The sequence below is a fragment of the Sphingomonas piscis genome (assembly GCF_011300455.1).
Taxonomy (GTDB): Bacteria; Pseudomonadota; Alphaproteobacteria; order Sphingomonadales; family Sphingomonadaceae; genus Sphingomicrobium; species Sphingomicrobium piscis.
Genome location: NZ_CP049869.1, coordinates 1,903,216 through 1,926,266 on the forward strand (window position 1 = coordinate 1,903,216; position 23,051 = coordinate 1,926,266).

General features: G+C 55.4%; 16 protein-coding genes and 1 pseudogene. 10 read left to right on the forward strand and 7 right to left on the reverse strand.

Features of this window, described 5'->3' with window-relative positions:
• The first annotated feature begins 117 nt into the window (after positions 1–117).
• Together G7077_RS09630 and G7077_RS09635 are read left to right on the forward strand one after the other, a co-directional pair.
• The gene (locus G7077_RS09630; protein ID WP_246167540.1) at positions 118–654 is read left to right on the forward strand and encodes a WecB/TagA/CpsF family glycosyltransferase; all 537 of its coding nucleotides are present in this window, start codon (positions 118–120) and stop codon (positions 652–654) included.
• Positions 644–1,753 (forward strand): cell wall hydrolase, encoded by a 1,110-nt coding sequence (locus G7077_RS09635; RefSeq protein WP_166411511.1) that lies wholly within the window; start codon positions 644–646, stop codon positions 1,751–1,753. Before G7077_RS09630 ends, G7077_RS09635 begins: the two co-directional genes overlap by 11 nt.
• Before the next feature lie 363 nt (positions 1,754–2,116).
• Here G7077_RS09635 and G7077_RS09640 read toward each other — a convergent pair whose 3' ends face one another.
• From G7077_RS09640 to G7077_RS09655, 4 genes are all read right to left on the reverse strand, one after another.
• Complete coding sequence (locus tag G7077_RS09640) at positions 2,117–3,037, reverse strand: FkbM family methyltransferase (RefSeq protein WP_166411512.1); 921 nt, start codon at positions 3,035–3,037, stop codon at positions 2,117–2,119.
• Between the two features lie 128 nt (positions 3,038–3,165).
• Positions 3,166–4,134 carry a glycosyltransferase gene (locus G7077_RS09645; protein WP_166411513.1) on the reverse strand — a complete coding sequence of 323 codons (969 nt, stop codon included), beginning with the start codon at positions 4,132–4,134 and terminating at the stop codon, positions 3,166–3,168.
• Positions 4,135–5,190: 1,056 nt separating this feature from the next.
• On the reverse strand, positions 5,191–6,618 hold the full coding sequence (locus tag G7077_RS09650) for an oligosaccharide flippase family protein (RefSeq protein WP_166411514.1): 1,428 nt from the start codon (positions 6,616–6,618) through the stop codon (positions 5,191–5,193).
• 90 nt (positions 6,619–6,708) lie between these two features.
• Positions 6,709–8,064: an O-antigen ligase family protein gene (locus tag G7077_RS09655; protein WP_166411515.1), complete on the reverse strand. Its 1,356-nt coding sequence runs from the start codon at positions 8,062–8,064 to the stop codon at positions 6,709–6,711.
• A gap of 160 nt (positions 8,065–8,224) precedes the next feature.
• Between G7077_RS09655 and G7077_RS09660 the strand changes: the two genes are divergently transcribed.
• The gene (locus G7077_RS09660) at positions 8,225–8,569 is read left to right on the forward strand and encodes a glycosyltransferase family 2 protein (RefSeq protein WP_166411516.1); all 345 of its coding nucleotides are present in this window, start codon (positions 8,225–8,227) and stop codon (positions 8,567–8,569) included.
• Positions 8,530–9,252 (forward strand): hypothetical protein, encoded by a 723-nt coding sequence (locus G7077_RS09665; RefSeq protein WP_166411517.1) that lies wholly within the window; start codon positions 8,530–8,532, stop codon positions 9,250–9,252. The genes G7077_RS09660 and G7077_RS09665 overlap by 40 nt, the downstream gene beginning before the upstream one ends.
• Before the next feature lie 17 nt (positions 9,253–9,269).
• Here the strand turns inward: G7077_RS09665 and G7077_RS09670 are convergent, their stop codons facing one another.
• Entirely contained in the window at positions 9,270–11,237 is a 1,968-nt protein-coding gene (locus G7077_RS09670) for a WD40/YVTN/BNR-like repeat-containing protein (RefSeq protein WP_166411518.1), read from the reverse strand.
• 1,201 nt (positions 11,238–12,438) lie between these two features.
• Between G7077_RS09670 and G7077_RS09675 the strand changes: the two genes are divergently transcribed.
• The 6 genes from G7077_RS09675 to G7077_RS09700 all read left to right on the forward strand — a co-directional run bounded on the left by G7077_RS09675 (position 12,439) and on the right by G7077_RS09700 (position 20,591).
• Positions 12,439–14,439 carry a WD40/YVTN/BNR-like repeat-containing protein gene (locus G7077_RS09675; RefSeq protein ID WP_166411519.1) on the forward strand — a complete coding sequence of 667 codons (2,001 nt, stop codon included), beginning with the start codon at positions 12,439–12,441 and terminating at the stop codon, positions 14,437–14,439.
• 323 nt (positions 14,440–14,762) lie between these two features.
• Positions 14,763–15,740 carry a calcium-binding protein gene (locus G7077_RS09680; RefSeq protein WP_206367619.1) on the forward strand — a complete coding sequence of 326 codons (978 nt, stop codon included), beginning with the start codon at positions 14,763–14,765 and terminating at the stop codon, positions 15,738–15,740.
• Positions 15,741–16,131: 391 nt separating this feature from the next.
• Positions 16,132–16,425 (forward strand): ArsR/SmtB family transcription factor, encoded by a 294-nt coding sequence (locus tag G7077_RS09685; RefSeq protein WP_206367620.1) that lies wholly within the window; start codon positions 16,132–16,134, stop codon positions 16,423–16,425.
• A 206-nt stretch (positions 16,426–16,631) separates the two neighbouring features.
• On the forward strand, positions 16,632–17,273 hold the full coding sequence (locus G7077_RS09690) for a PEPxxWA-CTERM sorting domain-containing protein (protein ID WP_166411521.1): 642 nt from the start codon (positions 16,632–16,634) through the stop codon (positions 17,271–17,273).
• A 752-nt stretch (positions 17,274–18,025) separates the two neighbouring features.
• Positions 18,026–18,553 carry an FxDxF family PEP-CTERM protein gene (locus tag G7077_RS09695; protein WP_166411522.1) on the forward strand — a complete coding sequence of 176 codons (528 nt, stop codon included), beginning with the start codon at positions 18,026–18,028 and terminating at the stop codon, positions 18,551–18,553.
• Between the two features lie 286 nt (positions 18,554–18,839).
• Positions 18,840–20,591 (forward strand): TolC family outer membrane protein, encoded by a 1,752-nt coding sequence (locus tag G7077_RS09700; protein WP_166411523.1) that lies wholly within the window; start codon positions 18,840–18,842, stop codon positions 20,589–20,591.
• A gap of 518 nt (positions 20,592–21,109) precedes the next feature.
• Here the strand turns inward: G7077_RS09700 and terL are convergent.
• Positions 21,110–22,603 (reverse strand): phage terminase large subunit, encoded by a 1,494-nt coding sequence (gene terL, locus G7077_RS09705; RefSeq protein ID WP_166411524.1) that lies wholly within the window; start codon positions 22,601–22,603, stop codon positions 21,110–21,112.
• Positions 22,596–22,934, reverse strand: a pseudogene (locus G7077_RS14560) (hypothetical protein); the annotation flags it as partial. The gene terL and the pseudogene G7077_RS14560, both read right to left, overlap by 8 nt.
• Between the last annotated feature and the right edge of the window lie 117 nt (positions 22,935–23,051).

Here is a 23,051-nt window from a genome sequence, read left to right on the forward strand (position 1 = left end):
CTCGTGACTCCGAACGTGGACCATGTGGTCCGGTTGAACGATGGCGACACGGGCGAAACGCTGAAGCCCCTCTACGAGCAGGCAGACCTGTCACTTTGCGATAGCCGAGTTCTAAGGATGTTGGCGCGTCTGCAGGGCACAGATTTGCCGGTGGTAGCCGGAAGTGATCTAACCTCGCGCTTGCTTCACGAGGTCGTACGGCCAAAGGACTCGATCGCTATCGTCGGGGGTAGCCTGAAGCTTCTAGACCAGCTCAGACTGCTCTTTCCACATGTACTATTTACTCAACACATTCCGCCAATGGGCCTACGCAACGATTTTGCGGCTCAAGAGGCAGCGGCAGATTTCGTTCTTCGCCAGAATGCGCGCTTTATATTTATAGCTGTAGGCTCACCGCAGCAGGAGATGATCGCCGCTTCGGTTTACCGTCGTGGCGGAGCTGGAGGAGTGGCACTATGCGTAGGGGCAGCTTTGGACTTTGTAGCGGGACTACAGCGTCGAGCTCCCCGCCCTGTGCAGCTACTCGGTTTAGAATGGGCTTACCGCCTTTGTAGAGATCCTAGACGTATGTGGCGTCGCTATCTGGTTGAGGGCCCTCGGATATTCATTTTGGCGGCACGGTATCGCAATTCCAAGCCGACTGATGAAGGCTAATGCGCCGGTGAAGAAAATTTCGAGCGTGGCCCAGCAGCTCCCTCCGTCATGGACTGGGAAGGCCATCCGCAAGTCCCGACTGTTAATACTGTTGGCAGCCTTTACCCTTGCGGTTGCGGCTGCTTGCGTCGCCTTACTGCAAGGGCAGAACAGTGGCGGTACGTTACGAGCGCAAGCAGTTGAGCCCCAACGTGTATCATTGCCGCGGTTACCTGCTCCTGATCTGCTACGAGCGCTCACGCCCGATGATGCAAAGGCCGCCAACGCCGAGCGGCCCATTGTAGAGCGACGCTATGATCCTGCCGCGAGTTTTAGGCTTACCGGCCAGACTGCCAGCCGCCTACGTGCGGTCGAGTGCCTGACCCAGGCCATTTATTATGAGGCAGCGTCCGAAGGCGTGGATGGAGGGCGCGCTGTAGCGCAAGTCGTTTTGAACAGACTGCGTCATCCCGGCTATCCCAACTCCGTTTGCGGTGTAGTTTATGAAGGCAGTGCCCGGACATCAGGTTGCCAGTTCAGTTTCACTTGCGACGGCTCGTTAGCAAAGATCCCGATAGCGTACCTTTGGAAACGTTCTCGCCGCATTGCTAGTGAGGCGTTGGCGGGCCGTGTATTTGGGCCAGTTGGCCACGCGACGCATTATCACGCGGACTATGTCCTTCCATATTGGGCAGATTCGCTTGACAAAGCTGCAGTAGTAGGACGGCACATCTTTTACAGTTTTCGGGGAAAATTGGGAGCCAAGGCAGCGTTTCACCAAGGCTATGCAGACGAAGAGCCCGCTCCACCGTCTCCTCCACCTTCGCTCGAGTTGATCGACCCAGCGCAGCTTTCCATCGCTCCGGAGGCCACAACTGAAGCTATGTCTATACTTGAGGCAGACAAACTGATCGGTCTGCAGCCTCGGGAGAAGGCGAGTACGCAACAAACTACATCACTGAAGGCTGATCAAGGTGGGGGTGTGTTGATTCTTGGCGGATCTTCTGCGGCAAAGACCAAGGTCGAAGAACCTGCTAAATGCCCGAAGGGAGGAGTGGGACAGATGAAGCCACTAGAAGCGAATAACCTTAAGTTCTCCTCCTCATCCAGCGGCTGCTAACGTCAAGAACAGCCCGAAAAACGACTCCAGCACTATCACCGGAGCTCTCAACGTATAGAAAGTGGATGGCCTTGACTTTTGCGGGAAGCACTTGATCAGGTAATACGAAATTCGCTACTACTAAAGCAATTGTTCGGCTCGATTGTTACTAGACGCATTTGAAGGTCACACGGGTGATGACGAACGCAAGGTAAGGCTAACTGCTACCGTTCGCCCGACGCTTATTTTCATCAGGACTTCAACTCAGCTACAAAGCCCTGAGCCTTTGTTAATCCACCCGAACACCCATTGAACTGGAATGCTTGGTGTTGCTGCTTCGTAGTAATCTTTGCCAAAACTGGCGTGCTCTGCCTGCGCTACGAGTCAGGCCGTCAGAAATGAGGCGCGTGGATCGTCCTTATGAAGGAATAAAGCATCATAGCCTTCATCGCCTTTGGGTAGCGCCTCAAGCTTGAACCTATGATGGCCATTAGACCTTTGGATACCTAGCATGCGACCTGAATAGCCCAAGCTCTCGATGTAGGAGATAACTTGCTCCGGTGATGATCCGGCGCGGGCGAGATGTTTGCGCGCAATCTCGATGATGAGCGGGGGACGGTCGCGGTTGAAAGTTTCAGTTAATCCTTTGAGTGCGTGCAGCTCGAAACCCTCCACGTCCAGTTTGATGAGTGCGATGCGCTCGCTGCAAAGTGCATTGTCGCCCACCCTGACCTCGGCAGTGACAGCCTTTGTTTGATTAGGATCGAATGCACCTTCGCCGGCAAACGTCGCTTCGCCATCGTTATAAGCTGGAATATAGAGGGTGAGTTCGGCGGGTTGATCGCTAAGCCCGAAAGGCTGGACAGCGATGTTGCGAATCGAATTGCGCTCAATGGTCTCAATCAGCCTGCCACGGCATACCGGGTTAGGTTCAAAAGAGATCACCTTACCTTGTGGTACGACCGAGGAAGCAAATAGGGAGAAGTCACCACGGTTCGCGCCAATATCTACAATCGTGTCACTTGGCTTGACCAGTTCTTTCACAGCCGTTTGAATGGCTATGTCGCTCCAGCGTCCGAGGAAGTAAGTCAGCCGGTCAGCCCACTTGGTCAGATCCAGAAGGGTAACATAACCATGATCGCGGTGCCGCATTTCAACGGTTGGCGCTCCCGTCCAGCGATCGTTCTGCTCCCAAGCTGCTAACCGATTGTATAGCCTGCCCCAGCCTGGAAGTTGCCGCAATGTGTATGGACGCAGCGTGGCGATGACGACCTTCTGATAGGCTCGGGATAGTGCTAAAGTCATTTGCTATACTTAGAGCAATTGCGTTCAGTTGTTCAACGGCGGGTTAGACTGGGCGAGCGTACGGCCAGCTGGAATCGCCATATCGCTAACAGGTAGGGTGAAGCGACCTTGCTCATCGGCCTCGATAGTCACGTCCCCAGCCTGTGCGGACCAGGGCGCTCAAAATGCTCGTCCTTGAGCTGAAGACGCTTTCCGCTCGCACGATTGGCCTTCACCATCTCTACTCTCTTTCGAAGCAACGCATCTCGGTCGAACTCACGTCCTGATGCTGCCGCGCTTGCGATCAGGTCGGCCAATTTGGTCCGATCCTTGTCTAGTCTCGCCACAATCTCTGCCAAGCCGTTCACGTCGCCCATATCGCTGAACAGACCGCCACCGTGGTCAGACACTAAGTCAGCGGGATAGTCCGTGCGGAAACCGATTAACGGGGCACCGCAGGCTAAGGCCTCGCCAAGGATGCGAGCCGACTCGAGCGTATTGTGGCAGAACAGGAAGACGTGAGCCCCTCTGAGGACCGTAAGCATTAGATTACGGTCGCCGACGAACCCTGCCATGTGGACGCCAGGAATGTTTTGCGCTTTCATCGCGTCGAGCATCGGCCCGTCACCAAGCCAAGTCGCCTCGAACTTAACTCCTCGTTCGTTGAGGTGCTGGAGGGTCGCCATCCATTCGAGAGGCCCCTTCATGTCAATTGCGCGTCCGGCGTAGACGATCTTTAGCCTGTCGCCTTGCTGAGCCGATACCAGCTTTGTTTCGAGTTGATCTGGGGAAATGTGGTCGCCGGCGTAGACCGGAACGTGGTGGTTCAGCTTGACTGGGCGAGGGCAGTAGCGAGCATAGGCATTGTAAACGTCCTGCCCCTGAAAAATGGCTAGGGCCGAGTGCCGCAGGTTGTAACGATAGTTTAGATCGAATGCCGGGAACTCTACATTACGCTTGACCCAACGTTTCCATGCGACATGGCTGATGTGCCGCTTTCGTAAAATGTCGCCGTGCACCCCGTCTGCTTCGATGGTGTAGCATTTGCCCAGTTTTACGGTCTCGCGAATTGCAATGCTCGGCCAATCGCCGATCAAAGAGTACGGCGTGAAGATCAAGTGTTCGGCGGCCTCAACCTCGGCACGCAGGATCTTTCGAACGCTAGGTAGGCTTTTGAGGAACGGGCCAGGCCGATGGACAGTCGGAAGCGGGATGAAGTTGAATCTCTCAGGCCCCACGGCAGATCTTTGAACGGGACACACTGACCCAGGCCCCACGCCTCAGGGTCTTCAACCCGGACTGGGCAAGCCAACGAAAAGCTTTCGAAAGTGTCCATGTAGATCGACAGGCTCTTGAGGAAATCCTGATCCATCTCGAACCCGTTGCCGACATCGCGGACGACCGGTGGCACCACTTGGAACACCTGCATAACACAGATTTACAACACATTTTGAAGGGAGAATAGATGCCGTGACTTGCGGCTACGTCATCACCCGCGTCGTGAAGAAGGCGCGCATAGTCGCCGGGCGAAACGCCTCAGGCTTATCAATCTAAGAATGGATTGGACGAACAAAGAAGACTTGGGAGACACTAGAGATTTAACGGCACGTTCGAACGTCTGACGAACGTTTCCTTTGCTGTGGACTATGAGGCCTGCTACTCAAGAGCACGTTATCGTTACAGCCGCTGCGACGATCATCTTTCCAGCAATCGCTGAACGATGGGAGGTTAGGCTTCTTCAAGCGAGACGGCGTGTATAGAGATTGTCGATACCGCTTACGGCACCTTATCACCCCGCCACGACGTAAACGCCTAGGCGGGCACAAGCGAGATTGAAGGCGAGTGCGGGACCGGCAGGCTGGAGCATGTTGGCGCGTTCGCGTAAACTGTCGATGAAGGCGCTTGTCGCCTAGCAACAACTTTCGCTATGTTTGACTTGCAGTCACCAGCCGGCCGCCCAGAGGCCTACACGCGAGAAATGGGCGGCTGCTTATCGTCATAACAGCTATCCTGACGGTTAAAATGGTGGCGTTCTACTGAACGTTCGACCGCGAGGCGGCAATTCAGGAGTGTATCAGCCTCATCGAGCAATATCCAGTCGCTGACGTCACTATTGATCTTAAGTTGGACGCGAGCGCCACCAGAAAGCTGGAGGCGATCGTCGAGGGCGGACCTTACCTTGGCCCGGGTTCGGCGTTCTGGCGAACTGGCCAGAGGTTGCTAACCTCGTCAACAATCGGATGGCGCAGACGAATAATCAGCAGAACCCAGAATAGGACGCCGAGGGCGACCGAACCGAATACCAAAGTCAGTGGGGTCTTCGGCGAATTGTGAAAGATCAGGGTCAGCACGCCACTCGGCAGACATGCTGCAACCGCAAGGACGAGAGACTCGCGGTAGACTGACTCCAGTTCTCCCGGTCGCCCGCCGACCAATTCATCCATCGGCTTTCGGTAGATGAAGTAAGCGATCATAACTTCGAGCACCTTGGCTAGCGCCGCCAGCGTCAGGCTGAAGGTCGCGCCGATCAGGAACAGAAACAACCCGACCAAAGCTCGAAAGGTCTCGATCTTCGCCTGTTTCCTCGTTTCATGGCGCAGGATGTAGATCTCGGCACTCATTCCAATTGCGAGCGTGACAGCGGTCGAGAGCATAAGCAGAGCCAGAGGCGTCGCAGCTCCAAGCCATTTCGACCCGTAGAGCAGGTTCACCAAGGGTTGAGCCAAGATGGCCATGCCGAGCATCGCCGGCCACAGGGCACCGAGCAAGAGCCGCATGAAACGGAAATAGGTTTGGTGGAATTCGCCGTGGTCCCGCAGATCCTGCGACAGGCGGCTGAAAATCACGTTTGTCCCAACCCCATAGACATTCAGATGCAAGGTAGTCGGTAAGCTGGACGCGCGCGTGTAGAGACCAAGGTTGCCGAGCCCCAGTATCGACCCGAGCGCCATTTCGCCGGCGCGCGAGCTCAGCTGATTGAGGCCTCCGACGCCGATCATGTCGATCCCGAAGTGAACGAGTTTACGAAAATCCCTGAATCGCGGTTTCCAGACGTCGGGTCTGAAGCAGGCAACATTGTAGCAGATGGCCGTCACAGCCGCAGCAAGCACCGAAGCCCAAGCGAAACTCATGTAGGCAAAACCTAGGTGGGCGAAGCTGATCGTGACCGAGAAAATGACGAGCGCTTTGATCACCGCAATTGTCGAGATGATGCCGAATTTCATCGAGCGGGCGCAGAGAGTGCCCGGGATAAACTCGAAAATCGCGATCAAGGGAAAAAGGGAGAAGACAAGGAGAAAGTGCCCGACTTCAGGAGCATTCGTCCACAGCGAAATCCAGGCGCCAACCTGAATTGCAATGAAATAGCCGAAGGTAAGGATGGTGTTCACGGTAAAGAGGGATCGCAACAGGTCGCGATTGACTGTTTTTTCCCGAATGATGTAGCGCGCCAGCCCAAACTGCAGAAATACATTCAAGATGGACGTAATAGCGACGGCCATCCCAAAGATGCCGAAATCACGCGGACTGACTAGCCGGGCGACGATGATCGATGAACCAAAGCCCATAAGGAAATTGGTCGCTTGGGCGAGGTAAGTCCACACGAGTGAGCGCCGAACAGACAATTGCTCAAACCTAAATCTTGGAGGGGAGTCGATACTTCCGGGACAGCGCCGATCGGGGCTCGGACGACATCAAACCGAACCGGGCTCCAAGCGCGAAGCCCTCATTTTGTGCAGCATTTTCCGGCGGAGTGCTGAAGATCTGACTTCCACCAAAATACGGTTTCGCAAGCCGGCGATCATACCAAGTGAGATCGCGAAAAGGTACTGGGTAGGGTACATCACAAACATCCACTCGACGAAGCCGTGAATGCACATGGCGATAATCCCGCACGCGAGCCCGATCAGCAACTCGCTGGAAGGGTGAGCACGATGCCGGAAGGCAGTGACCAGGGCAGTGAAGATTGCACCCGCAAGAAGGAAGACGAGGGTTAATATGCCTAAATAGCCGCTTTCCGCCGCCACAAGGAGGTAGGAGTTGTGGACGTTTGTCGAGCGGCTGCCTGAGGCCCATGTCACGCCTGCTCGTTCCGAATAGCCCTCGGTGTTTGCAACAAACACGTAGTGATTAGGCCCGACGCCCATTGGGCGCGCCTTGATCATCGCATTTGCGGCGCGTTCGAATGCCAGACGCTCTTCGTCGGCAGCGAAGAAAGTAGTTTTCTGAAGTTGAAAACGCCGCTGGAGTTCTGCGTTCGCCAACGGGAAGGCGGCTGCGATGGCTACCGTGAACAGAACGCCAGTCGCTAGCTTTCTTCCTGTAGGCTTCATGGTCAGGCAGAGAAAATAGGTCAATGCTACGCCAATGAGGCTGATTGCGATCGTAGCGCGTGAAACTGTAAGAATGACTGCGAGGCCGCCCGAGAGGCACCCCACTGCCCCAACCTTTGTCCAACGTCCAGAAAGGAGGGCGGCGAAGGAAAGCATAAGCACCAAATGCGAGACAAACCCGAGCAGGTTTTGATGTCCGAGCGAACCACCCGTCTGCAGCGCTCCGCCGAACCGCGCGAAAATGGCGTATCCGGCTTGAAGCGCGATTCCACATGCCAGACCGATCAGAAGCGCTCTCTCGCCCTTCTCGTATTCGGTGACGCGGGCCACCGCCAAAAAGACGATCGCTGCGCGAACGAGCTGAATGACATAGGACCAGGCAAACATCGGGAATTTGGCCTGAGAGACGGCCAAGGTTACCGACAGGATATAAATCAGCAGTAAGAACAAGTTGGCTGGTTTTCGCCAGCTCCGCTTCGGCATGACCAGGAGGATAGCGACAGCCAAAGCGTCGAGCAGACTGATTTCCCAACCCCTAACATAACCACTCCAGACTGGCGTCGCATAGGGCGCGATCATCAGATGCCACGGACCGATTACGAAGGGGAGGAAGCCAACCAGACCCCAGAATAGGGGCGCCTTGGACGGGTTAGAACGGATCAGGCCTGCAGAAATCGGCACGGCGGCAAGAATAAGGAGGAGGACAATCCACTTCATTGCCCCGAGGTCCAGTTTTTTCGGCCGTTGCTCATCATAGCCTCAGCTAGAGCAAACTTGTTACCAAAGCGATGGAGGAAGGCTTGGCTCGACATCAACTTCCCCGCTTTCTAGGAAGGCTCGCGTTTCGATCAGAGGCTTGGACGGACCCCAAACTGGCATGCAAACTCAACAAGTGAGACTCGCCATTTGTATTCTCGCTCGCAACGAAGCGAAGAATATCGGCAAAACGCTGACCCATCTTGCCGAACAAAGTTTATTCGCTGATCGCTCCTATGCGATCGAAGTCCATGTCGTCGCGAATGGCTGTACTGATAACACCGCCTTGGAAGCGGCAGATCGTGGCAAGACGTTCGCTGCCCGGAATGCCATTCTGAATGTGCATGACATTCGTCAGGGCGGGAAAAGCCGCGCTTGGAACCTTGCCGTTCACGAGCTCTTGAGGGCAATGAATTTGTCGTCTTCGTGGATGCGGATATCGAATTCGTTGACCGTGGCGTCTTAGCAGGGCTTCTCGATCAACTTCGATCCCGTCCATCTCTCGCGGTGCTGAGTGGCTTTCCAGTCAAGGATATCAGTCGCAAGGAAAAAGGTAGCCTCATCGATCGTTTCTCATTGGCAATCTCGTCAGCTTCCCGCCAGCCGGACGTGATCAATGGCTCGCTCTACGTGACGCGCCTATCGGATATCGACAAGATCTGGCTGCCAAGTGACACGCCAGCGGAGGATGGCTTTCTGAATGCCATGGTGACGACGGAGGGCTTCACTAAGCCGATAGTTCAAGGACGCGTAGTCAGTGCTTCTCAACCGACCCACTACTTCAAGGCACACAACGTGTCGGAGTTCTTTGCTCATGAACGGCGCATCCTGGTGGGTACGATGGTGAATCGCTGGATATTCGAATTCTTGTGCGCACAGAAGCGGACCTTGCAGGCAGGCTATGACATCGCGCAGTGGAACGATAGCGATCCCGATTGGGTCGATCGCATCGTGGGCGAAAAGATCCGCGGCAAACCCTGGGTCATACCGCGATCCATCCTAATAGGTCGCATTCGCGGCTCCAATGTGCGGGGCGTGAGATCATTTGCGATGCTCCCCATTCGCATTGCAGCGGTGGTCGTGTCCATAATCCCGGCAATCACCGCCAACCGCCTTCTACGTCAAAAGGGCGCGAACAAGCTTTGGTAGCGCTCCTACAAGGATCGTCACTGGCAGGCTTGGAAGACGCCGTATCCTGCACCAGACCCCGAGAAACCGAAATATACTCGACCGGTCTTTTGCATATCGCCTGAAATGGCTCGGATTCCGTCAGGGTTTCCAAACGGGGCCTCTGTCAGGCGGGTCCATGACAGGCCTTCATTGACTGAGCAGAAAATTCCCGGTTTGAGATCTCCATTCGCGAAGCCAGCGATGAAAATAGTCGGATAGGACCGACCAGCGGCAGCGCGACCGAAACCGGCAGCCCACACCTCCTGCGTACGGCCCAGTGCCCTCCAGGTGACGCCGCCGTCGCGCGAGGCTTGCAGCGCGAAACCATACGGATGCTTGTCAGTAAGCCCCGTCGTCCCGGCGGCAAAGAGGAGATGACCTGCCATTCCGGGCACTGCCATGAGCCTGGCCGAGGTTCCAATACTACCCGGAATACCAAAACCCTTCGAGACTTTTGTCCACGTCGCCCCGCCATCACCCGAGCGATAGATGCCTGCCGCGCGTTTGTTTGCCGATGGCCCGTAATTGTAGGCATAGAAGGTACCTATTTTGACTCGATCCGCGGCGAACACATGGCGATTCTGGTACATGCTGAAGGTCCACCCCAATGCTCCCGTTGAGGAAGTGTCGGCCGGAAATTCCGCTATTTGCCAGGAGCGACCACCGTCCCGGGTATAGAAGGGGCGGCCATTGTTAGACGGTGCCCAAACGAAGTTCTTGTCCGTTGAGACCGCGATCGAACCGCCCAGGTGCCCGGGTGCTTTCGCGGGTGCTGACGACACGAACGGCTGCCAAGATTGGCCTCCGTCAGTAGAGTAGCCTGAGCGATCGTTCGCTCCGCCATTTGCGATTAGCGCGATAAATCGTGGGTTTCCGGCAGCATAATCCACCGCCCAGCCGTGACGAATGGGAACGTCATAAGCGGGGCCGTGTGACTCCGGAAAGCATCCTGGATTGGTGATGGTGAAGACGCCACGGTCCTGAACGGCAACGATAGGAGTTCCTCCCGGCGGTACCACTAGATCGTTGACGATAAGTTCTTCGATGCCACGGGTCTGCGAATGCCACACGGGCTGCGCACTCGAGCGGGAGGGGATGGTCCTCCAGATACCAATACCCTCAGCAAAGAGTAGACCATCGGGCTGCATCGGGTCGAACAGCATGTTGCCATTCGTCATCCAGCTCTCGTTCGTCTTGGCCAACCAAGGAACATCTTTGGCGATGCGGGACGGCGCATTCATGTAATAGTCGTTCCAGGTTGCGCCTCCATCTTCGGAAAACGCGATGTTGCCTGCCGCCGCGCCGAGAACAACCACGTCTGGATTGATCGGAGATATGGCGATGGAGTGCCAGCTATTTCGACGTCCTGGCGCTTTGATATTAAGTCTTCGCCATTGCGATTGCGTAAGCTTCCAAGCATTGTACGGTGAATTGTTTTCGCGATCCGTTGCGAACAGTACCCCATTGCTAGCGTAAAGCCGCGCGATTGAAGCGGGACCCCCAACCAGACTTGTCCAATTTTCGCCCAGATCATCTGACCAGTAGGTTCCATTTGTTCCGGTCGAAACGACGAGGCCGATCGGCCCGAAGTCATTTTTCACGAAGGCGATCGCGGGCTCCGAACCGACGGGAACGCCCCGGGCTACTTCCCACGTTTCGCCGCCGTTCACCGTCCGATAGATACGCCCGGCACTATCGCCCACAAAGACGACGTTGGGGTTTTCAGGGCTGATCGCCATCTTGGGGCCCAAAGTACGACCTGCTGATTGAACAGACATTTCCTGCGGGCGAAAGTTCGTTCGACTCCAGTGTTCCCCGCGGTCGTCACTGCGATATATCCAAGAAGCGGATCCATTGAAGGCTGGAGCAACCATGTAAACACGACGGGCATCGCTTGGCGCAACTCTTATCGCGTAGACACCAGTGGCATTTCCTGTCGAAACGAGATGGTCGTCCTTTGGCATCGATTGGGCGGTTACCAGCTGTTTCCAAGCATTGCCTCTCCGATCCCAACGGTAGGCACCATGAACGTCGGTTCTCGCGACGATTGTTCCGCCGTCCCGAGATGTGTCTATGTCGACGACATAACCCCCGCCGCCCAAACGGATAGGCCTGAAGCCAACAGTATTAGGGTCGATACTCGGACACGAGTCCGCAGGCTCATTTGCAGGCGTCGGGGATGTTGCGCCCGAGCATGAGGCGCATGCAAGTAAAAGAACTAGGAACATCTTGCTTTTGGCTCGTGACAAAATCGCTTTCCTCATACTGCGACAGGGTTTCAATCCTACTATGAGCTCTGCGATCAGTTCGGCTGGCGGATTACAATTAGCATTTGAACCCTTTTTTCAATCCTCGCACCATGATTCTAATGCCGAGAACTTGCGCCTACATGAGGAAGCCCCCGCGCGGTTTCATTGTGCAACTCGACCGGGGAAACGTTAGAAACCGTAACAACCATAAGATATCATTACCTGGGGATACGATCATCTCAAAGCCGTAGATTTCCACCTTCACAAGCTCGAGCCGTTAGATGGGCTTGGCGCTCGAGAGTGTTGATATATCATTTTTTTTAGGTTTCCGAACGTCCTTCGACTTGTGCGCCTGACGAGCCCACGCGTCGGTATACCCATCGTCGACCCATGGCCCAGCATACAGGCTCAGACATTAATACTCGCTCGACAATGCAAGCGCTCGCTTTCCATTGAAGACCAGCTCGAGCGCGAAGATGTTCTGACCGTCAGGTTCGATGGCGATGACTTTGAAATTGCCAGAACACGAAAGCACATCCGCGAAGGCGGAGCGACGTTCGCCCATTCGACGACGAGTGTTCCAATGCTGCTTGATAGACCAGTTGACACAAGATGCGATAAAAGATCGTTATATCACGATAATTAACCGCGTTAATATAAACAAAATCTAGCGGCCTTGCGTATAACGCTGCTAATCAATCATACAATAGATTCAAAGCATTTATATCTGCAGCGAAGCCCGCTAGGGTCCGAATTGGTCCAAGCAACATGTTGGTAAACATGTGTCGTTTAACCTAAAATCATCAAGTCCTTAGAAACTGTAAACTTACTCGCAAGGTAATTTTTACCTTTTGGTACGAGCTTGGCCACGCACCTAAGCGCGGCCGGAGGGGGTTGCGTGTGAATGGAGACTGCAATGGCGCGTACGATTGCTACTGATAGCACCTGGAAGCCAGTAAAGATCGGTGGGGGCGGCATGTCGACCGGGATCGACAGCAATGCGGATGGAACGATCGTATGCCGAACTGATGGTGCGGGTGCGTATATCTGGACGGGAAGCGTGTGGAAGCAACTCGTTACCGCGAGCAGCATGCCTGCTGGCCTACAGCAGGCGGAGGGGGTATACGAAATCCGGATAGCGCCCAGTGATAGCAACATCATGTATATGGAGCTTGCTGGCGGATTGTACAAAACCACTGACCGCGGTGCGCACTGGACGAAGACGAATTTCCCCAATGTCTCCATGGACGCAAATGGTGCGAGCCGTGCTGATGGTCAGCGCATGGCAATTGATCCAAGCGACCCCAATACCGTCTTTGCAGGCACGCAGAAGGACGGCCTGTGGGTAACTCGCGACGGAGGTATGACCTGGCAGAAGGCTGCGGGAATCCCGGTCCTGGCAACCAATAAAGACGCGGGTCTTTCCGGTATAACGTTCCATGGCGACACAGTGTACGTCGGAACCGACGGCGGCGGCGTTTATCGCAGTGATGACAAGGGTGTCACTTGGAGCCGCACATCGGGCGGTCCGAACGACATTGCCCATGCAGCGGTCTCACCCAATGGCAACCTTTTCGTCACTGACGCGAATGACCATTCCGTCTGGAAACTGTCCGGCGATGTTTGGACCAAGACTGCCGTCACCCAAGCTCACGCCATTGCGGTCGATCCATTCAACGCTAATCACATCGTAGTGTCGACGGGCGGAGGTTCGCTTCAGCAGAGCATGGACGGCGGTGCATCCTGGCAGGGCTACGCGTGGGGCACCAAGCTGGAGGCCACAGGCGATGCTCCCTGGCTTGCAGGCAGCGGCGCCTACATGTCGACTACGGCAATTATGTTCGACCCCCTCACACCCAACAAGCTGTATCAGTCGGCAGGCGTTGGCGTATGGAATACGATGCTAACACCCACTTTGGGCGTCGATGCGTCCGGCAAATACGTAGATACGGTCTGGCATTCTCAGACTGCCGGAATCGAGAATCTGGTGTCGAACGATATCATAGCGCCTGCCGGCGGGGACCCGATTTTTGCGTCGTGGGATCGTCCGTTTTTCACCGAGCATAATCTCGACGACTATGCGACCAGCTACGACGGGGGTAGTTTCTCGATGGGCTGGTCGTTGGACTACGCCTCGAGCAATCCCTCGTTCGTTGTCGGACTATCTGATTGGGGTTCACAAGAGAATAGCGGCTTTTCGACCGACGGAGGACGAACTTGGCAAAAGTTCACTGGCCTTCCGTCGTTTGCCTTAAAGACAATCGGAGGTAGCATCGCGGCAAGTACGCCAGAAAACTTCATCTGGGCGTCGGCGAGTGCCAATGCACCGGCCTACACGTTGGACGGCGGGAAGACGTGGACCGACGTCGTCCTTCCGGGCAAGACAGACTGGACGGGGTTTCATGCCGGCTATTATCTCAAGCGCACCACTGTCACGGCCGATCGTGTAGAACCGAACACGTTCTATCTCTATGACGTCAAGTCAGGAGTTTATGTAACCCATGATGGAGGTGTGAACTGGACCAAGGTGTTCAGCGGCACAATTAGCCTATGGTCGTCCTTCAACGCGAAAATTGAAGCAGTCCCGGGGCAGGCGAGGGAATTATTTTTCACATCGGGGCCGCTCGACGATTTCGATCCCAATAAAGGGGCTGACGTTCCCTTTATGCACTCCAAGGACGGAGGCGCTTCGTGGCAGCAGGTCGCTGGTGTTAAGGAAGTAACCTCGTTCGGATACGGTGCACCGGAAGTTGCCGGCGGGCCGGCGACAATCTTCATCGTTGGGTATGTCAACGACGAGTACGGGGTGTTCTACTCTGCCGACAACGCGGAAAGCTGGACCCAGATCGGACGCCATCCGATGGGCAGTCTCGATACAATCAGGACCATCTCGGGGATATGGACCAGTTTGGCGTAGCTTATATCGGTTTCGGGGGGTCTAGTTTCGCGTACCTTGATTTTGCTCATGCATCGCCTGATCCGACACCGACACCGACACCGACACCGACACCGACACCGACACCGACACCGACACCGACACCGACACCGACGCCAACACCGACGCCGACGCCAACACCGACGCCAGAGCCTACGCCGACGCCGACACCAACGCCGACGCCGACGCCAACACCGACGCCGACGCCAACACCGACGCCAGAGCCTACGCCGACACCAACGCCGACGCCACCGACGCCAGGGCCTACGCCTACGTCGAGGCCCGCGCCAAATTCCGACTCAAGGGTGTCTGATAACGCAGACTCGCTTCAGGGCCTCTCGAAATTGGGCATTGTCCCGACACTGCAGGGCGATCAGAAAGACAACATCCTCAAAGGAACGGACGCAAGGGACGTGATCGCTGGCCTCAAGGGTCACGATCAGCTTTCTGGCGAAGGCGCTGCCGATGTGCTCCACGGCGGCAGTGGAGATGACATGCTCTCCGGCGACCGAATGAATAGCTTCGACAACGGCCGTGATGTGGACGAAATCTACGGCGGTACCGGTAACGATATGATCTTCTCGGGTTTTGGTGACATTGTCGACGGAGGAGATGGATTTGACACCGTCGCTCTCTCGTATGTTGGCGCAACTGCCGGGATCAACGGTGATACGCGCACCTTACATACTGGTCAGCCGCTTACTCCCGGTGGGGGCACCTTCAAAAACGTGGAACGATTCAGCGACATTGCGTTGACTTCTTACGATGACAAAATGGTCATCGGCGATCAGTCCGATCCTGCTGTTGTTCGTGCGTGGGATGGCAATGATCACCTAATCGGCCAAGAGATGAGCATCACCATGTACGGTGGTAACGGCAATGACATGCTTGTGGGCAGTACTGCCAACGACGTGCTCTACGGCGAGGCCGGGAACGACACCCTAATGGGTCATTTGGGCAATGATGAACTTTGGGGAGGCTCCGGCGCCGACCGCTTCATTATCACTGATTTCAAAAACGTGTCGAACATCAAGGACTTTGAGCATTCCAGCGACAAAATCGACGTCGGAAGCCTAGATGCAAATAGCAAAATCGCTGGCGATCAAGCATTTGACTTCGTCGGAGGTGGCAACTTCACCGGAATTGCAGGGCAGTTAAGAGTGGTTCAAACCTCTTCAGCCACATATGATGTGCAAGGTGACGTCAACGGCGATGGGGTTGCCGACTTCTTGATCCATCTGGGATCCGGCGTGGCTCCGACGCAGTCGGACTTTATGCTCTGAGGCAGACGGCACTCGCCACAAGGTAAGTAGGTCCTCGGAGCTATCGATCGATAAGATGCTCTATAAAATTACAGCGTGCTTGCACCGAGCAGGAACATTCGCACCTTACCCCTAGGTGCGAATGTTTCGCCGCTCAGCCGTTGTCGCCTGGTTCTAAGCACTGGAGCTTGGGTTCGTAGCGGCATGGCGAGCCTATTAGGACACGTACGAGTGTCGGCACATGAAGCGCTGCAAAGCCGAAGGTTCGCCACAAGCTCAGAGTGCGCGAAAGCAGGGCACTAGCCTGCGTGTTAACGATGTGTTACCTTCAATGCGTAAACAACTTCCTTCCGCGCTAAGGAAGGATTCTTGCCTAACTTCGCGTTCACTCGCCTGTAATCGCCATTGGAGAATGATGGAACGCGTCTTTGCAGCTTTGAAGTCCGATGTTCGCAGGCAGATACTTGTTTATCTCTCTTCGGGCGAACTCACTTTTAGGCAGCTCAAGGCTCGCTTTCCCTTTTCGGGGCCGGCCATCCTCTACCACTTGCGAATGCTCGAAGAGGCCCAGTTCATCGAACATCGGGGACCTTACTACGCCCTTCTTACAGACAATGTTCGAAAGGCTTTCGAGGTTTTCCTGAGCGGCCTGGAGGCGCAAGCTCCATTGATAGAACCCTCGCGGGCGACTGTCTCTGCTTGCTAAGCATCTTGCTATGAGAGTGCATGCATTTTTCGAACCGGAACTCCATTGCGTTGCTCAAAGGCTGACTGCGCTTGCTCGCCAGCCATTGGCCGGAGGCTCTAGATTGTCCCGGGTCGGGACGGGATGTTTTCGATTTTCTAAATCATTAAAAATCTGTTAATGGCTACCTGTATCGAGTCGCTAATGGCTCAATCAGGGGACAGACAATGAAGCGTTTATTGCTGCTGGCGGCTATGGCCGCTTCGGTTGCTACACCTGCAGCTGCTACGGTCACTTTGGCGCCGAGCAAGGGACAGCTTGCGAATCACATCAACGGTGATGACCGTAACGATGGTGATGCAAACACCGTGTTTGGTCGTTCGGAAACTGGTGGAGAGGTGAAGTTCACCGCGAACACGGCAATCGGTATCACCAATGGTTTCGCTTCAGTTTCCGAAATCGTTCCGAAGGGTGAGCAAGAAGACTTCTTCTGGTTGATAGTTAATCCTGACGAGGCCTTCTCAAAGCTCGACTTTTCGGTCCAGTTCCTTAAAGCTTCTACCTTCCAGATTGACTACGGTCTGGTCGGCGGCGCAACTGGTTCCCTGGGCGTCTTCAGCCAGAACTCCGACAAATTGGTTGATTACTTGCTGAGCGGCGACAATGGTGAGTCTTTTGACTACATGAAGATCACCAGCCTTGGAAGCGCGATCAAGTTGGAAAAGCAGAACTCCCTGGAGTTGGCGAGCGTGACTGCTCCGGTTCCTGAAGCAAGCACCTGGGCTATGATGCTTGTCGGTTTCGGCGGGGTTGGGGCTGCAATGCGCCGTCGTCGTCGTACTGGAGTGCTGACACCGCAAGTCGCCTAACTCAGGCAATTCTTATAGAGGGGCCTAGTTAATGCTGGGCCCCTTTTTTTGCCCGCGAACGAGCCTAGTAACGATAAGCATGTTCTTTCGAACGTGTCTTATGATTGTTCGCATGGCATCCCGCCGGCACTTGCTCTCGACGAACTAGAGTAGTCGATCGGGGCATCAGGATTAAGCGAATGCCGCGTCTGGGTGCAAAAGCTAGGTTGCTCCCTGGCGACGAAGTGTCCATTACACAGCAGCACTCGGGGCGGCTATTCTAACGTCACGGAACGCAGGGCACCTCAAGTCCTTCAATCGTGCTAGATCGAGCGTCCACTTTAGTCTGACTTAGGCAGAGGAAGCGGCAGCAACATGAGCCTTTCGGGCCGACTGAAGGACTGCTCTTTTCACGGACTGGGATCACAGTGGCAGTGGTGCTTTCAAGCCCATAGTCCTGCGTCATCGACGCAGCTGCCGCAGGATGGCGCGGCTAAGGACAGCGCAGCCACAATTTGCACTTCTGCGACGTCAGTTCGCAACGTTCGCGACGTTGGGGTACGGTTGAAAATTGCCAGGCTTACCACGCGTCGAACTGCAACGCGCCAAAGGGGCGCCGCCTGGATGAAGTGAAACTTGGTCCCGAAAAGAGACAGAAATATTCACCTTCCTCACATTCCCGCTGCAACTAACTAGTTAATAGATGTTTAATACGCTACAAGCCGAGTCGAAATTGTGGGGCAGTGCCCAGAGGAGCAAACATGCGAAAGATTATGGCAGCGCTGATCGGTGTGGCAGCGATGGCGGGGGCAAGCCCTGCGAGTGCGGTGGTGCTCAAGACCGAACTCAACCAGGTAGCCTTGGACACGGCAAACGCCTCCAACTTCGGAGCCATTTTTTCCAATCAGCCAGCTTTCAATTTGGCTTTTGGATTTACGCTCGGCACTGATATGGACGCGATCTCGTCGATCACTACCACATTGAACACGTCGAATGACGTTGATTTCTCCTCTGTGCTTCTCGACGGCTATGCGTTCACGCAGACGGGTTTTGACGGCAGCGGGGCTGAGGTCTGGGAGCTCCTTATGCCGGTTAGCCTCTCAGCTGGTCTTCACAACATCTTTGTAAATGGCACCACGGGGCCGTCCCGCAATGGTTCTTTCGGTGGTAATCTCGAACTTTCTGCCCCGGCCGTTCCGGAGCCAGCGACTTGGGCAATGATGCTCGTCGGGTTCGGAGCTATCGGTGCAAGTGTCCGCCGGTCTCGCCGCACAATGCGGCACGTGCTTCAGGCCGCCTAAAGCCCGGTTTACAGAACAGAGCGGCTCGGGCTTTCGCCCGGGCCGCTTTTTTGTAAGTTTGCGAAGCAGGAATCTTGGCTATCGGGATTAGCCATTTGAACTCCTTCTGCCTAAATTCGCCCGCTACCGTTCGGATCTCGTCAACGAGGTAGAGCACCCCTTGCGAACGGCATGGAGACGTAGCTTAGAGTTGCCAACCAGCTGCAATTCGATTGGGTGGCTTGCCCACAATTCAACGCTAAGTTAATCAAGTTGCTTGGCGCGCCTTTCTCCCGTTGCATGGCTCATGATTGTTGCCTTTGGCAGCACTGCTCCAGCGTGCGCTGATACGCTCCAAGAGGCATTAGCCTCTAGTTTTAGAACGAATTCAGCGCTCATCGGGCAGCGCAGAGTGGTAAGCTCTAGTGAAGCAGCGGTAGCAATTGCCAGCGCAGCTGGTCGTCCGCAGATTGTAACAACAATCGGAGCTGAACGCCGATTGACGAGATCTGGTTTGTTCGCCCTAAACGATTCAGGCAATGCCCTTTCAGGTGGGATCGACCTGGCTCTTCCCCTGTTCAATGGTCATCGTGTTCACAACTCCGTTGAAGCCGAGCAAAGTCGCTTAAGAGCAGATCTGGCGACGCTTAAGGCGGTCGAAGGTGATGTTTTCACTGAAGTCGCAACTGCATACATGGACGTTCTGCGTGATCACGCGATCGTCAAACTATATGAGAACCAGGTGCGTGTGTTAGGCGAGAATCTTCGCGCGACCCAAGCCACATTCGACAGCGGTGATCTCACGCGCACCGATATTGCGCAATCTCAAGCTCGTTTGAGCCTCGCTGCAGCCCAACTTTCGCGTGCGACAGCGCAGCTGACGAGGACCGCCGAGAACTACTGGCGAGTTATCGGCCTACCACCTCGAGACTTGGAGTTTCCGCCGCCGCTTGCTGAACTGCCTGCCTCGGCGGACTCCGCAGTGAAAGAAGCGCTCTCAAACAACCCCGACCTGATAGCAAGTGCTTACAAAGCGCGTGCCGCCGAATTCGACGTCAAAGTTGCAAGAGCTTCTCGGCTCCCGAAGTTAGAGGGTTCAATGACCGGCGACTACGTTCGACGCCTAGGAAGCTCAGGAAGCCTAGCTGGTCTGGAACCGAACCGCTCTGGGCTGCAAAGCAGTGTGGGCCTGGATCTAAGGATCCCATTCTATCAGGGTGGCCGACCTTCTTCGCAAATCCGGCGGGCGCAAGCCCTCCAAGGCGAAACGCTTGAACAGCGCGTTGAGCTTGAACGTGCCGTAATTGCGAACACACGGTCCCAATTTGCAGCGTATGAGGCCGGCGCAAGAGCTGTGCTTTCAAGCAAAGTAGCTGTAGCAGCTAACAAACTGGCACTTGAGGGTGCTCGTATTGAGCGAAGGCTTGGTACGCGCACAGTACTCGACGAGCTCAATGCCGAACAGGAACTACTTAACAGCCAGGTTGAGCTCATATCGGCTCGCAGGGACGTTTACGTGGCTGGCTTTCAGCTCCTCAACACAATGGGCCGAGCTAATGCAGGCGATTTGAAGTTAGAGTTGACCGTAAGGGGTGCTGTCTTGCGCGACGCTGTGTCTGATCGCAACGACTGGTCTGAACAGCTGGCGCTGAAGCAATCGGAGACGCCAACGGCCGCGAAAGCTTCACCGGGTTTCGGACGCTTTGATGTCTCCCAGATGGTCACGAAAGAACTTCAGCCTAAGACCGAGAGCGAGCCCGCTCTAGTTTCGATGTTCGCAAAGGTGAGACCCGCCAAGCAGCAGAGCGAGCGTGCAGCGTCGAGGATCGAGCAGAATGGCACCTGGCAAATTCAATTAGGTGCTTTTCGGGTAAGAGGATCTGCGCAGTCCTTGTATAAGCAACTGTCGATGCACCTACCTACCAAACTGCCCGTCTATAGCAGTGTCGGAGCGTTTACGCGGCTACGTGTGGGACCTTACCAAAGTAAGAGCCAGGCCTTAACAGCTTGCCGTATGGTAGTGACCCGCGGGCACCCGTGCATTGTGATCAGTGGCTAATAAGCGGTGCAGCGTTCAGATATTGTCGACAGTCGGCTGACCGGAGCGCTTTTAGAGTTCGAGCAAGGGTTAAGTCGGCAACTCTATAGCGGCACGACAATCGTGCGAGACCGCCGCACCATGCTTCTAGCTTAAAGTAAGACTTGCCTCGTCTTCCTGCTCACAGGCCTCGATGCGGTCCGTACTACGTTCCGTCCTTTCTTAAGCTCTGCGCACTACGCTCCAGCTCCTCAAACGCCTGAGCGATCTTCAACAGAAAAGAGGCATCAGGCTTACCGGCTAGAAGCTTTGCATTTTGCCGGCAGGTGTTCGCCTCGTCCCGCAATGACACTTTAGCCATCAATTAGACTCCAAGCAGAGTGCCTGGATTAATTCTGCGTAGGCTTATGGGAGCTCAATGGAATTAGCTAAGGGCAGAATTACCTTATTTCGAAGCGTCGCTCACGTCCCCTTTTTATACAATTTCGCCTGATCAGCCAGCTGTGACACGGATTGGGCCATTCCGCCTCGGGCACCATTCACAACCCTGACCAAGGATCATAGTTGGACGGGTATTGATCAGAATAGTCCTCCCAATCGTCCTCTTCGGTAATAAGAATTGGACCCTCGTTCATGGGGACGCGGTAGGTATCCTTCTCCTGAACCCACAGCAGGAGCTGCGACGTTGCGTCTACCTGATCATCGAAGGCCGCACCCGGAAAGCCCAGCAACTCGGCGGTAAATTCCGAAACCCAATGTCCTTGGTCCGGCACAAAGAGGCGGCCGGCTTGTATCATCACGCTAGCTCCAAGAACGCGCGAGTTCTTGTCGCCCTTTGGGCGGCGAGGGATGGGGAGTGGTACACCGGCCGGCTCTTCGGCCTGAAGCCTTTGGATCAACTGCATCCCTGACACGGCGTCCTCAATCAGCAAGACACTGGCATTATGCAACCGAGCGAGCTCGATCGTCTTAAGCTCCAAGGCCGGAAGCTTTAGACGAGCTCGGAACACATCTATGATGTGAACCGACTTTCCCAACACACGAGCGACTACGATAGCGGAGTAGTCGTTGAACGGATTGTCCTTGCTGGCGGTGTCGAGCGACATTACGATTTGACCTTGAGTAAGGTCGATGCTCGACGCCTCGTATGTCCGTAGCCAAGAAGCCTCGATAATGTTCCCAATCCCTGGGATTGGGTCTTGCTGAAACTGACCAGCGAACACGTACGGGCTGGCCGCCTGACGAGCCTTAAGCCTATCCAGTGAATGACGCGCTGCATGCAATGCGCATCCTGCTCTGCGGCGCCAAAAGCGACCGCGCGTCAGAGGAACAAGCTCATCTTGGGTAGCGATCGCTGGGAGGCAAAGTTCATGGTATCCGCCCTGCTTCTTTAGCGTCCCAACCAAGTCTGCCTCGTGCAGGCGTTGCATGGTGACGATGATGGCTCCCGTCATTTGACTGTTCAGACGCTGAGAGAGCGTTTCATCGAACCAGCGGTTTGCCGCCTCGCGGGCGGCAACCGATAATGCGTCCTGCGCCTTCAGTGGGTCATCAACAATGATGATGTCTGCGCCGAAGCCGGTAGTTGCGCCTTCGACCGAGCTCGCCATGCGCCCGCCACCCGCAGTTGTTCTCAGATAGGCGACGGCGCGGCTCGCGAGTACGGTGTTCGGGAAGGCACGAGTGTACCAGCGGCTCTGCATGATCCGCAGGCAATCCGCAGCGTGGTCTTCTGATAGAGATTGGCCGTAGGTTACGCAAAGGAACGTCAACGCGGGATTGTGACCAAGCATCCACGCGACCCATGCGATGCTCAGGATACGGGATTTAAGATGCCTCGGCGGCATCGTCACAATCAGCCTCTGGTTTTCGCCAGAGCGGATGCGGTCCAGCTGATGGACAATCGCATCGATGTGCCAATTGTGCATGTAGGCGTCGTGTCCGCCTAACTCGTGAAACGCCATGCGAAGGAAGAAGTCGAACTCCAGTCGCAGAAGAGCGGATATCGCATCGTCAGTGTCGACCTCAGCCATCAGACTTATCCTCTTCCTCACAGGAAGGCGGCTCTTGCGGGTCGCCGAAGAGGTTCGGGTCAATCGACAGCTCTGCTGAACGCTCCTGAATGTACCGTCGGAGGATGAGCGTGTCGCTGAGTGTATGGTAGCGGCGAGCAGTCTCCTCCTTCTCAGCGGCAATCCTTCGACGCCGCTGGTCGACCATCTCAATTGCCTTGTTGTCGCCCTTTGTTGCGGCATTGTGAATCAGGCGCAGGTCTACACCCAGGCTCTTGCTGACCCTGCGCTCTTTTCCATCCTCACGAATGGTGACCGTCCGATTGAGCTCTCGCTCGAACTCCGTGTCAGCATTGCGGACGCCCTTGCCCCGGCGTCCACGCGGTCTCCCATCATCCTTTGCGAACCGCGTTGCTACCGGCGTAGATTCTTTCCGACGCCATAGCTGCCATCATACCGAGTATTGCCC

Coding starts and splice junctions, on each gene's coding strand:
- G7077_RS09630 (WP_246167540.1), top strand. CDS start 118: ATGTTGGCGCGTCTGCAGGGCACAGATTTGCCGGTGGTAGCCGGAAGT.
- G7077_RS09635 (WP_166411511.1), top strand. CDS start 644: ATGAAGGCTAATGCGCCGGTGAAGAAAATTTCGAGCGTGGCCCAGCAG.
- G7077_RS09640 (WP_166411512.1), bottom strand. CDS start 3,037: ATGACTTTAGCACTATCCCGAGCCTATCAGAAGGTCGTCATCGCCACG.
- G7077_RS09655 (WP_166411515.1), bottom strand. CDS start 8,064: ATGAAGTGGATTGTCCTCCTCCTTATTCTTGCCGCCGTGCCGATTTCT.
- G7077_RS09660 (WP_166411516.1), top strand. CDS start 8,225: ATGCAAACTCAACAAGTGAGACTCGCCATTTGTATTCTCGCTCGCAAC.
- G7077_RS09670 (WP_166411518.1), bottom strand. CDS start 11,237: ATGCCAAAGGACGACCATCTCGTTTCGACAGGAAATGCCACTGGTGTC.
- G7077_RS09675 (WP_166411519.1), top strand. CDS start 12,439: ATGGCGCGTACGATTGCTACTGATAGCACCTGGAAGCCAGTAAAGATC.
- G7077_RS09685 (WP_206367620.1), top strand. CDS start 16,132: ATGATGGAACGCGTCTTTGCAGCTTTGAAGTCCGATGTTCGCAGGCAG.
- G7077_RS09690 (WP_166411521.1), top strand. CDS start 16,632: ATGAAGCGTTTATTGCTGCTGGCGGCTATGGCCGCTTCGGTTGCTACA.
- G7077_RS09695 (WP_166411522.1), top strand. CDS start 18,026: ATGGCAGCGCTGATCGGTGTGGCAGCGATGGCGGGGGCAAGCCCTGCG.
- G7077_RS09700 (WP_166411523.1), top strand. CDS start 18,840: ATGATTGTTGCCTTTGGCAGCACTGCTCCAGCGTGCGCTGATACGCTC.
- terL (WP_166411524.1), bottom strand. CDS start 22,603: ATGGCTGAGGTCGACACTGACGATGCGATATCCGCTCTTCTGCGACTG.